This window comes from Pseudomonas sp. MYb541, assembly GCF_037479595.1.
Lineage (GTDB): Bacteria > Pseudomonadota > Gammaproteobacteria > Pseudomonadales > Pseudomonadaceae > Aquipseudomonas > Aquipseudomonas canadensis.
Genome location: NZ_JBBGYS010000039.1, coordinates 1 through 17655 on the forward strand (window position 1 = coordinate 1; position 17655 = coordinate 17655).

The following is a 17655-nucleotide window of genomic DNA, read 5'->3' on the forward strand; positions in this document are numbered from 1 at the left end:
CGCTCTTGCCCCAACACTCGGCACCTCGCCTAGGCTCGGTGTGCCCGTAATCCGACAGTGATTTGGGGGGCCGCCGCCACGCGCCATCCATGGCGCGGGGCGGCTAAACCGGCATCCCTGCCGGTTTACCCCCCAAATCCCTGCCGAATTCCGGCCAGCGTGTTTGACGGGGCGCCTAAGATCAAAATCAAAAGCAAAAGCACAGCGGCCTGACAGCCGGCTTGAGTGGTGTAGAGCAAAAGCAAGCGCGGTCCTGTAGGAGCCGGCTTGCCGGCGATGGTCTTCAACGATGACGCGGGAAACCAGAATGAACGCGGCGGTCTCACGTTTTTCGCCGGCAAGCCGGCTCCTACAGAAAACGAAAAGCGTATCTACGATGCGAAGCGAGTCGCTCTTGATCTTGATTTTGATCTTAGGCGCCCCGTCAAACACGCTGGCCGAACGCAGGCTTGAATCCGTGGGTAACCCGGCAGGACGCCGGGTTAGCCGCGCTGGGCCAAGGATGGCCCATCGCGGCGGCCCACGGATTCAAGCCTTCGTTCGGGCACACCGAGCCTAAGCGAGGTGCCGAGTGTTGGGGCAAGAGCGCTTTGGTTACTTTCGCGCTTTTCGAAAGTGACCCGCCGTAAGGGCGGAACCAATACCAGCCATCACCCAAACAACGGATATGCCCCCAAATAACGGACATGCCCCCAAATCAAAACGCCAACTTATAACCAATGGCCATCAACATAACCGCCAAGCAAGGCCGCAACACGCCATCAGGCAGTTTGCCCGTCATATGGCTACCCACATAGATCCCCGGCAACGACCCCATCAACAAAAACCCCAACAAATGCCAGTCCATATTCCCCATGCTGGCATGCCCCAACCCCGCCACCAGGGTCAACGGCACAGCATGCGCAATCTCAGTCCCCACCAACCGCCGCGTCGCCAGAAACGGATACAAAATAAACAACGCCACCGTCCCCAGCGCACCCGCGCCAATGGACGTCAGCGCCACCATGGTGCCGAGGATCGCCCCCGTCACCACCGTCAGCGCATTCAAATTGCGCGGGCTCATGTGATAGCTGTCACCCGCATGGCGCTGGGCAAACCCCAACAGGCTCTTCTTGAACAGAATCGCCAATGCAGTCAGCAACAACACCACCCCAAGCGCCTGCTTGATCACCGCATTCATCACACTGGGATCAGTATGCAAACTGGCCAGAAACCACAAGGTCAACAGCACCGCAGGCACGCTGCCCAGGGTCAGCCAGCCAGTAATGGTCCAATCGATATTCTTGTTCTTGCTATGCACCAGCACGCCACCGGATTTGGTGATGGCGGCATACAACAGGTCAGTGCCCACGGCGGTGGCCGGGTTGATACCGAACCACAACAGGATCGGCGTCATCAGCGACCCACCACCCACACCGGTCATGCCCACGATAAAACCAACGATCAGGCCCGCCACCACAAAACCAAAATTACCCACATCCATTCCAGCTACCTGCGGCCTTATAAATTTCTGGCCGCAGGATAGCGATTTTTCTTATAACGACTTATATCAATATGATCTGACTTTATGCCTTTTAGCTCAGTCGATGACAGACATACGCTTGGGTTTGATACGGAAAGGCCACGGTGTCGCGCCCCTTCAGTGAAGGATGCGTGTCGATCAGCGCCTGCAGTTGCGCGGTCACCACAGCCTTGGACGCCTCCGGCAGCGCAGCAATAAAGCTCACGGAGAGAAAGCGATCCATGATCACCTCCTGAGGGCTGCCCACATGACTGTAGGGAAAACAGGTCATTTCAGGCTCGGAAAAATACTCGCCAGTGAAGGCCTCACGCCAACGCCCCGTATGAAAACGCGGCGTATCACCCTCGTACGGAGTAATGATGTCAGTGATGGCGGCGACCCAATCCACCGACTCATCCCGCACATTCCACACCAGGCCCAGTCGGCCGCCGGGCTTGAGCACGCGATGGATTTCCGCCAGCGCGGCCTCGGTGGAGAACCAGTGGAACGCCTGGGCACAAACCACCGCGTCAGCGCTGGCGGCCGGCAGCGGGATGGATTCAGCCGTGCCATTGACCAGGCGCACATCGGGCAGCAGCTTGGTCAACTGCGCGCCCATCGCCGCCACCGGCTCGACGGCAATCAAGGTCGGCGCCAGGGTGCTGAGCAAGCGGGTGAATTTGCCAGTGCCGGCGCCCAGGTCGATCACACTGGACAGCGCGTCGAGGTGCAGTGTGTCGGCGAGCCAGCCCGTAAGTTGTCTTGGATAATCCGGCCGACCTTGGGCGTAGGTGACAGCCTGGGTCGAAAAACCCTGTTGAGCAGACGTGTGAACACCAGTCATTGCCAATCTCTCCTCGGGTAAAGCGGGGGCACAGTGTGCGCCCTCTCACCTTAATTTTCTAATCGCTGCATCCAATCGCGCAGGCCCTGGGTAGTCCTTTCAGAACCCCCGCTGTTTGACTGAAATGGAGAAGTACCCATGAACGCTAAAGCACTGTTCTGCCTCACCGCCCTGCTCGCTGCCACCCCCGCAGCTTTCGCCCAGACCGGCTTGCCCGACAGCATCAAGGTGCCGGACGGCCATAAGGTGGCGATGGAAACCACCGGCGTCGGCGAAATCACCTACGAATGCCGCGACAAAGCCAACGCCGTCGGCCAGACCGAGTGGACCTTCGTCGGGCCCAAGGCCGTGTTGAATGACCGCAGCGGCAAGCAAGTCGGCACTTACTTCGGCCCGCCGGCCACCTGGCAGGCCAAGGACGGTTCGAAAATCACCGGCACCCAGTTGGCCGTGGCGCCATCCGGTGCGGGCAACCTGCCGTATCAACTGGTCAAGGCCAACCCCGCCGAAGGCAAAGGCGCGATGAGCGGCGTGAGTTACATCCAGCGCGTGGCCCTCAAGGGCGGCGTGGCGCCGAGCAGCGAGTGCACCGCAGCCAACAAAGGCAAGCAGGAAGTGGTGAAGTACCAGGCGGATTACATTTTCTGGGCGGCCACCTGAGTAAAGTCGTCTACGCTGCCCCCCATGCCGATCATTGGGGGGTAGCCATCCGTGTTTGATTACGAAGCCTGTCTGCAGGCTTGCGCCCGTGGCGATCAACGCGCCTTGCGCCAGCTCTATGAGCAGGAAAGCAGCCATCTGCTCGGCGTGGCGCTGCGCATCGCCAGGGACAAATCCCTGGCCGAAGACATCGTGCATGATGCGTTTATCAAGATCTGGCGAGGCGCCGGTAGTTTTGACCCCAGTCGCGGCTCGGCCCGTGGCTGGGTGTTCAGCGTGACCCGGCACCTGGCGCTCAACGTGGTGCGTAACCATTACCGCGAAGTGCCTTTGGGCGACGAACACGAGCAAGTCGCCGCAACCGAAACCTTTGAATTCAGCGCGCGCTCGGGACAGGTCCACACCTGCCTGGAGCAACTCGACCCGGCCCGTCGCACGTGCATCCTGCATGCCTATGTCGACGGTTATTCCCACAGTGAAATCGCCCAGAAACTCGACACCCCGTTGGGGACCGTCAAGGCCTGGATCAAACGTAGCCTCGCCGCGCTGCGGGAGTGCATGGCATGAACGACCCACTGGACGAACTGGCCAGCGAATACGTGCTGGGCACCTTGCCCGGCGAACAACGCGCCGACGTCGAACAACGCCTCAAGCACGATGCCGACCTACGCGCTGCGGTGGACGCCTGGGAGCAACGCCTGTTGCCGCTGACCGCCTTGGCGGAACCCGTACCGCCCTCCTCTGAGCTGTGGCGGCGTATCGAACGTAACATCGCCAGTGCCCGCACGCACTGGTGGGACCTGCTGGCCGTGTGGCGCGGCCTGGCCGGTGTGGGGCTTTTGACCACGCTGGTGCTGGCCGGGTTGCTACTGACCCGCCCGCCCACTGCCGACCCAAGCTTCGTGGTAGTGCTGGTCGCGCCGCAAAGCCAGGCACCGGGCTGGGTGATCCAGGCCAGTAATGATCAGCAGATTCAGCTGATCCCGCTGGGCGTGATGGAAGTGCCGTCCGACAAGGCCCTGCAGTTCTGGACCAAGGGCGACGGCTGGCAAGGGCCAGTGTCCCTCGGCCTGGTCAAACCGGGCCAGACGCTGTCGGTGCCGCTGGACAAGCTGCCGCCGCTCACGCAAAACCAGCTGTTCGAACTGACCCTGGAAGACCCGCGTGGCTCGCCGACCGGTAAGCCCACTGGGCCGATTCAGGCAATCGGCCGCGCGGTGAAGGTGCTCTGATCAGGCGACGGTGGGCAACCACACGCGAAACCGCGCACCACCCAGCGGTGAAGCCAACGCCGTCAGGCTGCCGCCCTGGGCTTCCAGGGCGCGCCGGCTGATGGCCAGGCCCAGGCCGAAACCGCCGGTCGCGCGGTCGCGGCTGCGGTCCAGGCGGTAGAACGGCTCGAAGATGCGCTCGCGCTGGTCCACAGGGATGCCGATCCCGTCGTCGTCCACCCAGATTTCACAGCCCTTGGCACACACCTTCACGCCGACCTGGATACGCTTGTCGCAGTAACGCGTGGCATTGCGCAACAGGTTCTGCAACGCGCGGGCGGTGAGGCGTGGGTCGAGGCTGAAGCGCTCCACGGCGCAGTCGAGCGCCACGTCGATGACGATCTCGGGGTTTTCCAATTCGTCATCGACGCTGCCGAGCACGCTGTCGATGAATTCATCGAGGACCACTTCGACCCGCTCCGGCAACTGCGCCGGGTTCTGCAGGCGGCTGTAGGACAGCAACTCCAGCACCAGCTCATCCAGTTCGCGGATATGCGCTACCAGGCTTTGCAGACGTTCGCGACTGGCTTCGGGCAAGTCTTCGGACAATGCCAGGGCCAGGCCGAAATCCAGGCGCGTCAGCGGCGTGCGCAGTTCGTGAGAGACCGCATTGAGCAGGTCGCGTTGCTGATTGAGCAGGTGTTCGATGTCGTCGGCCATGGTGTCGAACACCGTGGCCAGGCTGCCGATGTTGGAGCTTGGGGGAATGTGTGTGCGTTCGCTCAGATTGCCCTTGCCTAATTGGGCTGCGGTGTTTTTCAGGCGTTCCAGATCACGCCAGTGGGGGCGCAGCCACATCAGCAGACAGGCCAGTAACGCAGCCACGATCAACACATTGATCGCCCAGTACAGCACGTTCATGTCGAGTGGGTCGGGCGGTATGGTCAGCTTGACTGCGAACTGCTCGTTGACCGGCGAGCTGATTTCGGTCATCCAGCCCCACTCCCCCAAGCGCACGACCGACTTGCCCTGCTCCAGCAGTTGTTCTTCCGCCGGGGTGTAACTGGCGTCCTGGCGCAGCAGTAATTGCACTTTCAGCGGTGCAAAATCGCGCCCCAGTTGCTCGGTCACCTGTGACCAGCGCTCTACCGGCGCCCGCAGGTATTGCTTGACGATCAGCTTCTGCTGGCCGCGGGTCTGCTCGATGTTGTAGTTCATGTAGCGGTGTTCGAACAGCTGGATCACCAGCGAGGGAATCAGGTAGATCGCCAGACTGTAGGTGACGATGGTGATCAGGTAGAGCCGCAGCAGTACTCTGAACATGGCTCAGCATTCCCACTCGGAACGGCTGAAGAGGTAGCCCTTGCCCCACACCGTCTTGATCTTGCGCGCTTCACCGGCATTGTCGTCGAACTTGCGGCGCAGCTTGGAGATGGCCACGTCCACCGAGCGGTCGGTGCCATTGAACTCGATACCGCGCAGGCGTTGCAGGATCTGGTCACGGCTGAGAACTTCGCCGGCATGCCGGGCGAGCACCACCAACAGGTTATATTCGCCGCTGGACAACTCCACCGGCTGCTCGCGCCAGGTCACCGTGCGCTCCGACAAGTCGATGCACAGGTTGCCCATGATGATCTGGTCATTGGCCACCTGGGGTTCGGACAGACTGCTGCGCCGTAACAACGTACGCACCCGCGCCAGCAATACCCGTGGCTCACAGGGCTTGGTCACGTAGTCGTCGGCGCCCATTTCCAGGCCCAGCACCTGGTCGTGGCTGTCATCGCGGGCGGTGAGCATCAAGATCGGCAGCCCTGCCGAGTCGGCGCGTAGCAGTCGGCAGACTTGCAGGCCGTCGAGGCCTGGCAGCATCAGGTCGAGGATCACCAGGTCCGGCGGGTTCAGGCGCGCGCGTTCACGGACGTGGTCACCACGGCTGAGCACGCTGACGTGGTAGCCATTGCGTTCCAGGTAGCTGGCAATCAGCTCGGAGAGTGCGGCGTCGTCTTCCACCAGGAGGATGTTGGGCATGGTGTTTCCAAATAATGCGGTTTGTTGGTGTGTTGCAGGATTGTGCAAGGATATACGCCCCCGGCGCCCCGCGCGCCGCACCTTACATTTCTTCACAGACGAGCTACACAGCTTCACAGCACCACGGCGCAGGTGACTTTAGGATGCGCCAGTCAATATTGGGATAAGAGCATGTCGAAGAATCTGTTTGCGCCATTTTGCCTGCTGGCCCTCACCTTGGCCCTGAGCGCATGTGGCGACTCCGCCGCCGAAGCGCCACAAATGCCCCTGGCCAAAGTGCGCGTCGAAACCCTTGAAGCAAAGCCCCTGGCCATTACCAGCGAATTGAGCGGGCGTATTGCCGCGCCGCGCATCGCCGAAGTGCGTGCACGGGTCGCAGGCGTGGTGATGCAACGGGTGTTCAAGGAAGGCCATGACGTGAAACAGGGCGACGTGCTGTTTCGCATCGACCCCGCGCCGTTCAAGGCCGACCTCGACAGCGCCCAGGCCAACCTGAGCAAGGCCGAGGCCGATGCCTTCAAGGCGCGCCTGCAGGAACAGCGCTACAGCCAATTGGTGGAAGGCAATGCCATCAGCGGCCAGGACTACGATAACGCCCGCGCCGCCGTACGCCAGACCAACGCCGAAGTCGCCGCCAACAAGGCCGCCGTCGAACGCGCCCGTTTGAACCTGGGCTACGCCACCGTGACGGCGCCGATTTCCGGGCGTATCGGCCGTGCGCTGGTGACCGAGGGCGCACTGGTCGGCCAGAACGAGGCCACGCCGCTGGCGCTTATCCAGCAACTGGACCCAATCCACGCCGACTTGACCCAGTCCACCCGCGAGCTGAACGACCTGCGCCGCGCCTTCCGTGCCGGCAGCTTGAAGCAGGTCGGCCCGGACCAGGCCAAGGCCACACTGATCGAGGACGACGGCAGCCTCTACCCGCTGCCGGGCAAGTTGCTGTTCGCCGAGATCAGCGTCGACCCCGGCACCGGGCAGATCATCCTGCGCAGCGAGTTCCCCAACCCTGACCTCGACTTGCTGCCCGGCAGTTTTGTGCGGGTGCGCCTCGAACAGGCCGTCGACAAACAAGGCCTCAGCGTGCCGCAACGCGCCATCACTCGTGACAGCGCCGGTATCCCGATGGTGTTGCTGCTGGACGCCGAGCAGACCGTGATCCAGCAGCCGGTGGAGCTGGGTGCGGTGATCAATGACCGCTGGATCGTCAGCAGTGGCCTCAAGCCCGGCGACCGTATCGTCGTCGAAGGCCTGCAACACGCGCGCCCCGGTGAAAAAGTTGAAGTGGACGACAGCCCGCTCGTAAAGGAATAACCCGCCATGCCGCAGTTCTTTATTGACCGCCCGATCTTCGCCTGGGTGGTCGCCCTGTTTATCCTGCTGGCCGGTCTGCTGGCAATCCCGCAACTGCCGGTGGCGCAGTACCCCAACGTGGCGCCGCCGAAAGTCGAGATCTATGCGGTGTATCCCGGTGCGTCGGCGCAGACCCTGGATGAAAGCGTGGTGAGCCTGATCGAGCAGGAGCTCAACGGCGCCGATCACCTGTTGTATTTCGAGTCCCAGAGCAGCCTCGGTTCGGCCACCATCACCGCCACCTTCCAGCCGGGCACCAACCCGGAAATGGCCCAGGTGGACGTGCAGAACCGCCTCAAAGCGGTCGAGCCGCGCCTGCCGCAAGCGGTGACCCAGCAAGGCTTGCAGGTGGAGAAAGTCTCCGCCGGTTTCCTGCTGCTGGTGACCCTCACCTCCAACGACGGCAAGCTCGATGACGTGGCGCTGAGTGATTACCTGGCGCGCAACGTGATGAACGAACTCAAGCGCCTCGACGGTGTGGGCAAGGCCCAGCTGTATGGTGCCGAGCGCGCCATGCGCATCTGGATCGACCCGCAGAAATTGATCGGCTTCAACCTGACGCCGGCCGACGTGAACGCCGCGATCAGCGCGCAGAACGCCCAGGTTTCGGCCGGCAGCATCGGCGATTTGCCGGGCACCAACACCCAGGAAATCACGGCGGCGATCCTGGTCAAGGGCCAGCTTTCAACGCCAGCCGAATTTGCCGACATCGTGCTCAAGGCCAACCCCGACGGCTCGACCGTGCGCATCGGCGATGTGGCGCGGGTGGAAGTCGGCAGCCAGGAATACCAGTTCTCCACCCGCCTGAACGGCAAGCCGTCCACCGCCGTCAGCGTGCAATTGTCGCCCGGCGCCAATGCGCTGAGCACCGCCACCCTGGTGCGGGCAAAGATGGACGAGCTGTCGCGCTACTTCCCGGCCAACGTGGAGTACAAGATCCCGTATGACACCTCGCCGTTCGTCAAGGTCTCGATCACCAAGGTGGTCTACACCCTGCTCGAAGCGATGGCACTGGTGTTTGCGGTGATGTTCCTGTTCCTGCAGAACGTGCGCTACACCTTGATCCCGACGCTGGTGGTGCCGATTGCCCTGATGGGCACCTTTGCCACCATGCTGTTGCTGGGCTTCTCGATCAACGTACTGACCATGTTCGGCATGGTACTGGCCATCGGCATCCTGGTGGACGACGCCATTGTGGTGGTGGAGAACGTCGAACGCATCATGGCCACCGAGGGTCTGTCGCCCAAGGAAGCGACGAAAAAAGCCATGGGCCAGATCACCGGGGCCATCATCGGTATTACCCTGGTGCTGGTGGCGGTGTTCCTGCCGATGGCGTTCATGGCCGGCTCCGTGGGGGTTATCTACCAGCAGTTCTCATTGTCGATGGCCACCTCGATCCTGTTCTCGGCGTTCCTCGCCCTGACCTTGACCCCGGCCCTGTGCGCCACCTTGCTCAAGCCGATCGCCAAAGGCGAACACCATGCCAAGGGCGGTTTCTTTGGCTGGTTCAACCAGCGCTTTGAAAGCCTCACCGACCGCTATGAAGGCTGGGTGGCGTATGCCCTCAAGCGCAGCGGGCGTTACCTGTTGATCTACCTGGTGCTGCTGGTGGGCCTGGGCTGGATGTTCAGCCGCCTGCCCTCCTCGTTCCTGCCGGTGGAAGACCAGGGCTACACCATCACCGACATCCAGTTGCCACCGGGTGCGAGCAAGAACCGCACGGTGCACGTGGCCGAGCAGATCGAAGCGCACAACGCCGAGGAACCTGGGGTGGGCGACACCACCATGATCATGGGTTTCAGTTTCTCCGGTTCCGGGCAGAACGCCGCGCTGGCGTTTACCACGCTCAAGGATTGGTCGCAGCGCAGCAGCGATGATTCGGCCTCGTCGATTGCCGACCGCGCCAACATGGCCTTCAGCGAGCTCAAGGACGCGGTTGCCTACGCGATCCTGCCGCCGCCGGTGGACGGCCTGGGCACGTCCAGCGGCTTCGAGTTCCGCCTGCAAGACCGGGGTGGCGTCGGCCATGCCGCACTGATGGCGGCGCGTACCGAATTGCTGGCCGCCGCCGAGAAAAGCCCGATCCTGGCCAACGTGCGCGAAAGCGCCCTGGCCGAAGCGCCGCAAGTGCAGCTGGAAGTGGACCGCAAGCAGGCCAACGCACTGGGCGTGTCCTTTGCGGACGTGGGTAACGTGCTGTCCTCGGCCATCGGTTCGGCCTATATCAACGACTTCCCCAACCAGGGCCGCATGCAGCGGGTGGTGGTGCAGGCCGAAGGCGACCAACGCAGCCAGGTGGCGGACTTGATGAAAATCAACGTGCGTAACAATGCCGGCAAGATGGTGCCCCTGTCGTCCTTTGTCGAAGCCAAATGGACCCAGGGGCCGACCCAGCTGACGCGCTATAACGGCTACCCGGCCATCGCGATTTCCGGCGAAGCGGCACCGGGACACAGCACTGGTGAGGCGATGGAGGAGATCCAGCGCCTGGTCAGCCAGTTGCCGGCAGGTTTGGGCCAGGAATGGACCGGTTTGTCGTTACAGGAACGCCTGTCCGGCTCCCAGGCGCCGTTGCTGCTGGGCTTGTCGCTGCTGATCGTGTTCCTGTGCCTGGCGGCGCTGTATGAAAGCTGGTCGATCCCCACCTCGGTGTTGCTGGTGGTGCCGCTCGGTGTACTCGGCGCGGTCCTCGCGGTGGGCTTACGTGGCATGCCCAACGATGTGTTCTTCAAGGTCGGCCTGATCACCATCATCGGCCTGTCGGCGAAGAATGCGATCCTGATCATCGAGTTCGCCAAGGACCTGTATGACCAGGGTGAAGACCTGGTCACCGCCACCTTGAAAGCCGCGCGGTTGCGCCTGCGGCCGATCATCATGACGTCCTTGGCGTTCATCCTCGGCGTGGTGCCGTTGGCGATTGCCACGGGCGCCAGTTCCGCCAGCCAGCAAGCGATTGGCACGGGGGTGATTGGCGGCATGATCACGGCAACGCTGGCGGTGGTGTTTGTGCCGGTGTTCTTTGTGGTGGTGATGAAGTTGGTGCGTAAACGCCACAAAACAGACTGACCAACACCCCCCTGTAGGAGCTGGCTTGCCAGCGATGCAGACACCTCGGTCTTTCAGACACACCGAGTCGATGCGATCGCTGGCAAGCCAGCTCCTACAAGGGTTATGGTGCTCACATACAACTGCCTGTGAGCCTCCATGTCTTTCCTCGCCCGCACCCACCCTCGCCTTTCCGCCGCCGCCGTGCTAGGGCTTGCCGTCGGTATCCTGGTCCCCGCCGACAGCCTCATCAGCAAAATCCTCATCGGCTGGAACGCCGGCGTCTGGACCTACCTGGTACTGATGCTGTGGCTGACCATCCGTGCCAAGGCCCCGGACGTCAAACGCATCGCCGAAATCGAAGACGAAAACGCCGGCCTGGTGCTGTTCACGGTATGCATCGCCGCCATTGCCAGTTTGGCGACCATCACCTTCGAACTGGTGGGCAGCAAAGACCTGGCCACCTCGGAACGCCTGCTGCACTACGGTTTCACCGGGCTGACAGTCATCGGTTCGTGGTTGCTGATCGGAGTGATCTTCAGCGTGCATTACGCGCGCCTTTATTACACCTGGGACGGCAAGGAGCCGGCGCTGCGTTTTGCCGAGGGCCTGACGACGCCCAACTACTGGGACTTCCTGTATTTCTCGTTCACCATCGGCGTGGCGGTGCAGACTTCGGATGTGGGTGTGGCCACGCGAAGCATGCGCAAGGTGGTGCTGGGGCAGTCGTTGATCGGGTTTCTGTTCAATACAGCGATCCTGGGATTCTCGATCAATATTGCGGCAGGGCTCTTCGGCTAAGCGATACCCCCTCGTGCTGAGCACTTGCTTAAGCCTAAAAGAAATAAAGAACTGACCTATTGAACTGTCATATCTGACAGTAGATTTATTCAAGAAAACGCGTCTAATTGAAACCCAGGTACGTTGGCTGATTCGAGGACAGTTGTCGATAAAGCCAGGCGCCGTTCAGTGTTTTGACCTATTCATCAAAGATGGAGACGCAATCATGCCAGCACAAACTGCAACGCTGACTCCCCACCAACAGAGCGTATTGTTCCCCCAGCCACGTGAGGCAGTGGGAACCTTCTCTGTGTTCCTGGATAGCCAGGAAATCGACATCCAAACCATCACTGTTGTGAATGACCCCTCCCAACGCATTCTGCGTATTACCGGGCGCAACACCGTGGGCCACGATACAGTGCGGACAATCGACATTGAGTTTGCGGATCACACGCCGGCGGGCACGACGTTCAATTTGGCGGAGAGTGAATTCACCCCCACCAGAATTTGGCTATCGGTCAAGACAGCGACCGAATCCTACGCTGTTCGCGGCGTTATCGGCACCTTGTCCATTCAACAAATTTCCCCGCAGCTTATCAAGGTACAAGGCGCCGCCGTTGCTCGCACCGATACCGACCCGAACGGACAGGAACACGACTTGATCATTAACTTCGACATTCACACCTGAACCAGCAATCGGCATAGGGGGCGGCCTTCCACAGGCCGCTCCCCTGCCACACCACCCGGCATGCGGGTCCGCACCGGGCGGTTCGAGAGATTGAGGTCAGGAGAGACGCGCTAAACCCATCCTGTCGAACCACGCTATATCAAGCACTCGGTTGAGTTCCAAGCGGCTATTACGCCACCAGCAACGGCTATTAGCGGCCACCTTGCGCGCAATACTTTCTCTTGCTCCTAGCCTACATAGCTCTCGCCAAACCTTCGGCGTTTGCGACAATCCAAAGTATGCCTTCCAACCAAGGATATAGGGCCTTAGTCGGTCAACGACTTGCTGCAAACTTTGACCGCCTGAACGCCTGGTCAGTCTGCGGATGCGCTGCTTGAATTGCTCGAGCGCTTTACTCGCAACCTTTCTTTTGATGCCATTGGCTGACGACCAAAACGCATACCCCAAAAACTTGCGACCAAACACACTTGCCACCGCACTTTTACTCTCATTGACACTCAGGTGCAGTTTTCCATACAGACGCTTCATCAACGCCATCACCCGTTGCCCTGCCTTCTTGCTGCGAACATACACATTCGCACCGTCGGGATACCTAACTCGCGCTCACCGCCGTCAGGTTTGGGGATTACCACGTGCCGTACCGGACTGGGCCGGTACACACCGTCGCCCTTTCAGGCACAAGGCGAGATCTCCCCAGGTAAGGACGCAATCCTTCCCCGCACAACCGCCGGATTTACGCTGCCGCCCTTTGACCACAAGAGCTTCGCGGTTCATTGCCCGCTCGCCCTGGTCGACATCGCCTTATATCCGGTTCTTGTTCATCGGCTCGCGGTTTCGATTCACGCTTCCTCCCCACACTCGGTCGCCCTCATGCAGTTGCGCTTCACTTCGTTCGCTGTGGTCAGCTTACGGCAGGACTTTCACCTGCAAGATTGCGCCCATGCTGGGCGCACAACAAAAAAAGCCCGTATCTAGCGATACGGGCTTTTTCCTGATCGGGATTTACCAGGTGTAACGAACACCCACGTTGGCACCCCAAGGCTGTTCAACTTTGCCGCCGCTGCTGTGTTCAAGGTCAGCATGCAGTTGCAGGTTCTTCGACAGCTTCACCGCCACCCCCGCACCGAACTCGGCACGCGAGCCAGATAGGTCGTTGTTGAATACATTGTTGTTCACCGACACCTTATTGTTGTTGGCAAACTCGTGCACCATTGCCGCCCGCAGGTAGGGCTGGACCACGCTGCCACTGTCGAGTTGGATATCACGCCCAACTGTTGCACCGGCCTTGGCCATGATCGAGCGAGTACGCTCACCCTTGGCTTGCAGGCCATTGTCCAGGTTGTAATTGGCACCCTGGATCACCACGGTCGACACCTGGGCATACGGCTCAACAAAGAAGCCGTCATCGAGCTTGATGTTGCGACCGAACTCAGCCGACAAACCACCACCGGTGTTGTTGTACTTGCCTTTCGACGTGGTGCCGTCGCTCAAACCGACCTTGGACTCGTTGTGGAACCGGTTGACCTTGGCGACCGCATCAAAATACAGGCCACTCTCCTCGTCCAGCCAGGTGGCATAAGCGCCCAGGTAGTAGCTTTTCACGTTACCGGACGTACCGCGTTTGAGGTTCAGGTCAGATGTGCTGTGACCGGCCATCACACCCACCAACCACTGGCTATCGGCCAGCGGCATGTCGGCGCCCAGGGTAAAGCCCTGTTGGGTCTGGTCGTAGCCTACGCCCGTGCTGTCAGACACTTTGTATTTGTTGCCATAACCGCGTATCCACAGACCCGACTGGCCCGGTTCGAAGCGCAATTCACCCATACGGGTACGCAGTGAAGTTGCCTCGCCGTACCACACGGTAGGTGCAGTATTGAACAGCGCCATTACCGAACGCGTGCCAGGGCTGATCACGCGATTGTTCGGGTCAAGGAACCAGTCGGTCCCTTCCTTTTTCAAGCTGTAGGAGTAGGCACCTACGTCGACCACATCGCCCACCAGGGAGAAATGGGCGTCGCCGCCACCGGTGTGCACGATGCGAATGTCTTCGGGGTTGACCGGCTCCGCACCGCTGGCAGCGAGCAACAGGCTGTGATTGCCCTTGGCCTCACCCTCGACGTTAAGAAAGTCCGTGATACCACGGGCAAAATCGGTGCCCATGACAAAGGTGCCGTTGCCTTCCAGGGTGTCCAGGTCCAACTGATAAAACGCATCAGTGGCACCAAACTTCACCGTGCCACCAGCCAGGTTCAAGGCGCCCACCTGGCTGTCGCCGGTCAACTCCCAAAAAGATGCATCGCCCACGTTCAGGCTGGTGACATTTTTCAACTGGCCGGTAAGGCCGGCATTGTTCTGCAGGCTCAAATGCGCGGTGCTGCCATCCTCGACAATCACATTGCCGTTCAAACGACTGTTATCGATATTCATATTGGCGGTCGCGCCACCGTTCACTTCCAACAGCGTGCCGTTACCACCGGTCAAGGTCGAACCATTGCGTACGTCGATGTCGACCGTCGGAACACGACCCGGCCTGCCTTCTACAAGAATCGCGGAACCCGTGCGACCTTCGACATGCGAGTTATCCAGCACCAGCTTGCCGGTTTCAGCGCTGTTCAACAGGTTCGTCATGAGTACACCGTTCTTGCCACCGATCAGTGTACTTTGGCTGGCGGTTACGAGTGCGCCGCTGTCCAGTCGAACGCCGGCACTCTCGGCACCGGTGCCTTCAACCCAGGTATTCTGGTTGAAATGCAGCTCGCTGTTACCTTGCGCAAGCGCACCGGCAGTAGCGCCTTTGATGACACTGCTGAACACTTCAGCAACCCCACCCTTAAGCGAACCGGCACTCTGGAACGCCTGCAAGCCAAAATTGGTATGGCTGATCAGGGTGCTGCCGGTGATGGTTGCGGTGCTGTCATCCAGGCGTACGGCGCCAAACGACGGGTTGCTCGACTCCACATGTGCACCAGTGAGGCTGACAGTCGAGCCTTGCGTAGCGCGGATATCATTCACTCGACTGCCGGCGTTCACGATCAACGCCGAATCATTGACAAGGATACTCTGTGCAGCGGCGCCATTAAGGGTCAGTTCGGACTTATGATCCAGTTGCCAGTCTTTGGACGTTTCACTGGCGTCAATGGTCTTTTGTTCGCCAATCAAATGATCGGCGTGGGCAGCCCCATGAACCGCTGCAAACATAAGCAGGGTCATGGTCGGGACTTTCATAATCGCGCTCAGGGGCTTGAGCTTGAAGTGGGCTGGTACGTGCATGGTCGTTCACTCTCTGGGGGTAGAGCCGATGAAAACGGTTTGGCTCGTTCCCAAGGAATGGAGCCTTACCTGTGCGGCGCAGAGAGTACGGATAAAGCATCCCAATCTATGTAGGATTAATCTTATTAAGGCAAGTGAACCGGCAGCGGTCAGGGCAGGGGAAATACTCGCGCAAAGCAAAAAAAGGGGAGCTGCGCTCCCCTATTCTTTTCAGGCTTGATCAAGGTGTGGGAATATTGGTCCCGTCGCAGAAGAAGTGGGTGTTCGCCAGCGTGCTACGTATATCCGATGGCTCACCATGGCCGATCACTCCACTCCTCAGAACCGTTTCATAGGTCGCCACGCACGTCCCCCTCGGGGCTTGGGCCAGGTAAGGCTGATAGTCAATTTCAAACGTGATCCCGTTGTCGATATCCGATTGGCTCAAGCTCGGGTGAGTAAGCGTCAACGGGAACGGCCCAGGTGGCAGGCCGGCGAAGGTATTGGTAAGGCTCAACGTCAATGTCAGTTGCACACCGAGGGCCATGCGTGTATCGCCTGGCACATGAACCTTACCAAACAGCACCGGCGGAGTGCCGGGCGTCCGAGTCTCCAAGTCCGAACAGAACCAACGACCCGCAGTCGCAACCATATACTGTGCTTTCGCCAACTCCACGACGACGGCGTCCTGCACATCGACCGTGGTGGGTGGCGACTCGTTTTCGTTGGTTGTCGCCGGGTCGAGGACCAGATACTTGATGGTCTTCATGTCGTTGCCATGACGGGCGACTACGTCCCAGTCAATAAAGAACGAGATCGGATTGGCCGTCGCGCTGACAGGGAACGGTCCGACCCGCTCATCCTCCCAGAGGAAGATGATCGACAACCCCGGATGCGGCAACACTGCAACGGTCCACGGCGCGATGTCCACGCGTACCGGTTGACCAGCATGGGCAGGCAGCAATACGTCCGGAGTGGTCGAGCCAGCACCGAATACGTGGGCCTGGTTAAGGTTGGGGTTGGGTGAACCTGGCTCCCCAGGGTTGGGGGGACCGCCTACTGACAAATCGAGCATGAACGTGTGAATGAACGAAGGGAAACTTACACCACCGCGGTCAATTCGATACTCTACGGTCGTCGGCTGTGGCCCAATGGCCTGGGTATAAGCGGCAACGAATTGAGCCTGAAAATTACTGAATCTCTGCGGGAACGTTGTGAATGGCATTCCCAGACCGTTGTAACCCAGGCCACCAATATCCACTTCCAACCGATCATTTAAGGGGTCGTGATTGTTATACGTTCTGACCCATACTTCAGGGTTACGCAGGTAATCCTTGATATCAATCAAGTTGTCTGTTTCACCAGGATCGGGTACAGGTGCCAGCGGTAAATGCGGGGTTCCGCGTTCCGGATCTGCGATCAAGGCAACGCGCCGATTTTCGACGAACGAAGGACGACTGACGTTACCCGCCCGGTCTGTGAGGGTGTAGAACGCGTAGTACTCCCCACTTGAATCAATCAATGCTGCCGGTAGGAAAAACGTATTGCCTATCGGCAGCATTGGAATCCCACCGGGGGGGCTGACGATGTCCGCTGGGCGCGGGAACATCACCGGGCTCCAGTAGAAGGTAATGAAGTCACCGGCCTGCCACCTGCCTGGGACAGGCACGAAGGTGTTATCAGGAATAACGAACTCCACCCCGCCATGCATGACCAAATACGCGTTGTCGATCACCGCACCTACGGGAAGCGTTGGGGGCAATCCTACTGCATCGGGCTGATCACGAAAGGAGGCATCGGAATAGGGCGAAAGCAGGTCAACGGTAAAATTACCAGGGTCCGAATGTTCTCCCATCGCTGCCGGTACACCACCGATGTTGAGGTATTGAACGCTACGTAGCAGATAGAAACCATGCCGGAAACCACCTGCTGGCGCGCGTACGGTGATATTGAACCTATCAGGGATAGGGAAAGCAGGGTCCGTACTCATTTGCATCGGCGGTGTCACAGCAACCCAGACCTTTATCGGTTGCGAATCGTCCGCCATTTCGACTTGGATAAAATCATCGAAATCTGAAATGTCGCCAGTTTTGCATCGTACGGTGAGGTCGGCCGTCGCATTACGGGCCAAAATCGTCCCGGTGGCATCATCCAGTGCCCCCACAATAGTGGGAGCGGCTGGGGCTGCCCGGGGGGTCAGTGGCACATTCGGATTGCTGCTCATTTTTGATGATCTCCACGTTCGTCCAATATAGGTTTCTTACAAAAAACCACTCATCCGCCGGGCCGCGGTCGA

General features: G+C 60.0%; 13 protein-coding genes and 1 pseudogene. 7 read left to right on the forward strand and 7 right to left on the reverse strand.

Annotated features, from left to right (window positions below):
• Positions 1–697: 697 nt before the first annotated feature.
• On the reverse strand, positions 698–1483 hold the full coding sequence (locus tag WH299_RS22050; RefSeq protein ID WP_016979380.1) for a sulfite exporter TauE/SafE family protein: 786 nt from the start codon (positions 1481–1483) through the stop codon (positions 698–700).
• Between the two features lie 91 nt (positions 1484–1574).
• On the reverse strand, positions 1575–2345 hold the full coding sequence (locus WH299_RS22055; RefSeq protein WP_122726192.1) for a class I SAM-dependent methyltransferase: 771 nt from the start codon (positions 2343–2345) through the stop codon (positions 1575–1577).
• A gap of 138 nt (positions 2346–2483) precedes the next feature.
• Between WH299_RS22055 and WH299_RS22060 the strand changes: the two genes are divergently transcribed.
• The 3 genes from WH299_RS22060 to WH299_RS22070 are packed head-to-tail and all read left to right on the forward strand — an operon-like array spanning position 2484 to position 4237.
• A complete protein-coding gene (locus tag WH299_RS22060; protein WP_122726190.1) occupies positions 2484–3005 on the forward strand; it encodes a DUF3455 domain-containing protein in 522 nt (173 codons plus the stop codon).
• Between the two features lie 51 nt (positions 3006–3056).
• Complete coding sequence (locus tag WH299_RS22065) at positions 3057–3572, forward strand: sigma-70 family RNA polymerase sigma factor (RefSeq protein WP_122726188.1); 516 nt, start codon at positions 3057–3059, stop codon at positions 3570–3572.
• Positions 3569–4237, forward strand: a complete 669-nt coding sequence (locus WH299_RS22070) for an anti-sigma factor (RefSeq protein WP_339551289.1) — start codon at positions 3569–3571, stop codon at positions 4235–4237. The genes WH299_RS22065 and WH299_RS22070 overlap by 4 nt, the downstream gene beginning before the upstream one ends.
• Here WH299_RS22070 and WH299_RS22075 read toward each other — a convergent pair whose 3' ends face one another.
• Together WH299_RS22075 and WH299_RS22080 are read right to left on the reverse strand one after the other, a co-directional pair.
• Positions 4238–5539 (reverse strand): ATP-binding protein, encoded by a 1302-nt coding sequence (locus tag WH299_RS22075; protein WP_028615923.1) that lies wholly within the window; start codon positions 5537–5539, stop codon positions 4238–4240.
• 3 nt (positions 5540–5542) lie between these two features.
• On the reverse strand, positions 5543–6244 hold the full coding sequence (locus tag WH299_RS22080; protein WP_010210801.1) for a response regulator transcription factor: 702 nt from the start codon (positions 6242–6244) through the stop codon (positions 5543–5545).
• 171 nt (positions 6245–6415) lie between these two features.
• Between WH299_RS22080 and WH299_RS22085 the strand changes: the two genes are divergently transcribed.
• The 4 genes from WH299_RS22085 (at position 6416) to WH299_RS22100 (ending at position 12110) form a co-directional block, all read left to right on the forward strand.
• Positions 6416–7558 (forward strand): efflux RND transporter periplasmic adaptor subunit, encoded by a 1143-nt coding sequence (locus tag WH299_RS22085; RefSeq protein WP_339551290.1) that lies wholly within the window; start codon positions 6416–6418, stop codon positions 7556–7558.
• Between the two features lie 6 nt (positions 7559–7564).
• Positions 7565–10663, forward strand: coding sequence for an efflux RND transporter permease subunit (locus tag WH299_RS22090; RefSeq protein WP_122726181.1), 3099 nt, complete (start codon positions 7565–7567; stop codon positions 10661–10663).
• Between the two features lie 138 nt (positions 10664–10801).
• A complete protein-coding gene (locus WH299_RS22095; protein ID WP_122726179.1) occupies positions 10802–11443 on the forward strand; it encodes a DUF1345 domain-containing protein in 642 nt (213 codons plus the stop codon).
• 205 nt (positions 11444–11648) lie between these two features.
• Positions 11649–12110 (forward strand): hypothetical protein, encoded by a 462-nt coding sequence (locus tag WH299_RS22100; protein WP_339551293.1) that lies wholly within the window; start codon positions 11649–11651, stop codon positions 12108–12110.
• Positions 12111–12206: 96 nt separating this feature from the next.
• Here the strand turns inward: WH299_RS22100 and WH299_RS22105 are convergent.
• The 3 genes and pseudogenes from WH299_RS22105 to WH299_RS22115 form a co-directional block, all read right to left on the reverse strand.
• Positions 12207–12707 (reverse strand): annotated as a pseudogene (locus WH299_RS22105) (group II intron maturase-specific domain-containing protein); the annotation flags it as partial.
• A gap of 405 nt (positions 12708–13112) precedes the next feature.
• A complete protein-coding gene (locus tag WH299_RS22110; protein WP_122726175.1) occupies positions 13113–15380 on the reverse strand; it encodes an autotransporter outer membrane beta-barrel domain-containing protein in 2268 nt (755 codons plus the stop codon).
• 220 nt (positions 15381–15600) lie between these two features.
• Positions 15601–17583, reverse strand: a complete 1983-nt coding sequence (locus WH299_RS22115; RefSeq protein ID WP_339551294.1) for a hypothetical protein — start codon at positions 17581–17583, stop codon at positions 15601–15603.
• Between the last annotated feature and the right edge of the window lie 72 nt (positions 17584–17655).

Excerpts from the sequence above, each read along its gene's own strand:
- WH299_RS22070 (WP_339551289.1), top strand. The coding sequence starts at position 3,569 with ATGAACGACCCACTGGACGAACTGGCCAGCGAATACGTGCTGGGCACC.
- WH299_RS22110 (WP_122726175.1), bottom strand. The coding sequence starts at position 15,380 with ATGCACGTACCAGCCCACTTCAAGCTCAAGCCCCTGAGCGCGATTATG.
- WH299_RS22060 (WP_122726190.1), top strand. The coding sequence starts at position 2,484 with ATGAACGCTAAAGCACTGTTCTGCCTCACCGCCCTGCTCGCTGCCACC.
- WH299_RS22115 (WP_339551294.1), bottom strand. The coding sequence starts at position 17,583 with ATGAGCAGCAATCCGAATGTGCCACTGACCCCCCGGGCAGCCCCAGCC.
- WH299_RS22080 (WP_010210801.1), bottom strand. The coding sequence starts at position 6,244 with ATGCCCAACATCCTCCTGGTGGAAGACGACGCCGCACTCTCCGAGCTG.
- WH299_RS22085 (WP_339551290.1), top strand. The coding sequence starts at position 6,416 with ATGTCGAAGAATCTGTTTGCGCCATTTTGCCTGCTGGCCCTCACCTTG.
- WH299_RS22055 (WP_122726192.1), bottom strand. The coding sequence starts at position 2,345 with ATGACTGGTGTTCACACGTCTGCTCAACAGGGTTTTTCGACCCAGGCT.
- WH299_RS22100 (WP_339551293.1), top strand. The coding sequence starts at position 11,649 with ATGCCAGCACAAACTGCAACGCTGACTCCCCACCAACAGAGCGTATTG.
- WH299_RS22095 (WP_122726179.1), top strand. The coding sequence starts at position 10,802 with ATGTCTTTCCTCGCCCGCACCCACCCTCGCCTTTCCGCCGCCGCCGTG.
- WH299_RS22050 (WP_016979380.1), bottom strand. The coding sequence starts at position 1,483 with ATGGATGTGGGTAATTTTGGTTTTGTGGTGGCGGGCCTGATCGTTGGT.
- WH299_RS22075 (WP_028615923.1), bottom strand. The coding sequence starts at position 5,539 with ATGTTCAGAGTACTGCTGCGGCTCTACCTGATCACCATCGTCACCTAC.
- WH299_RS22090 (WP_122726181.1), top strand. The coding sequence starts at position 7,565 with ATGCCGCAGTTCTTTATTGACCGCCCGATCTTCGCCTGGGTGGTCGCC.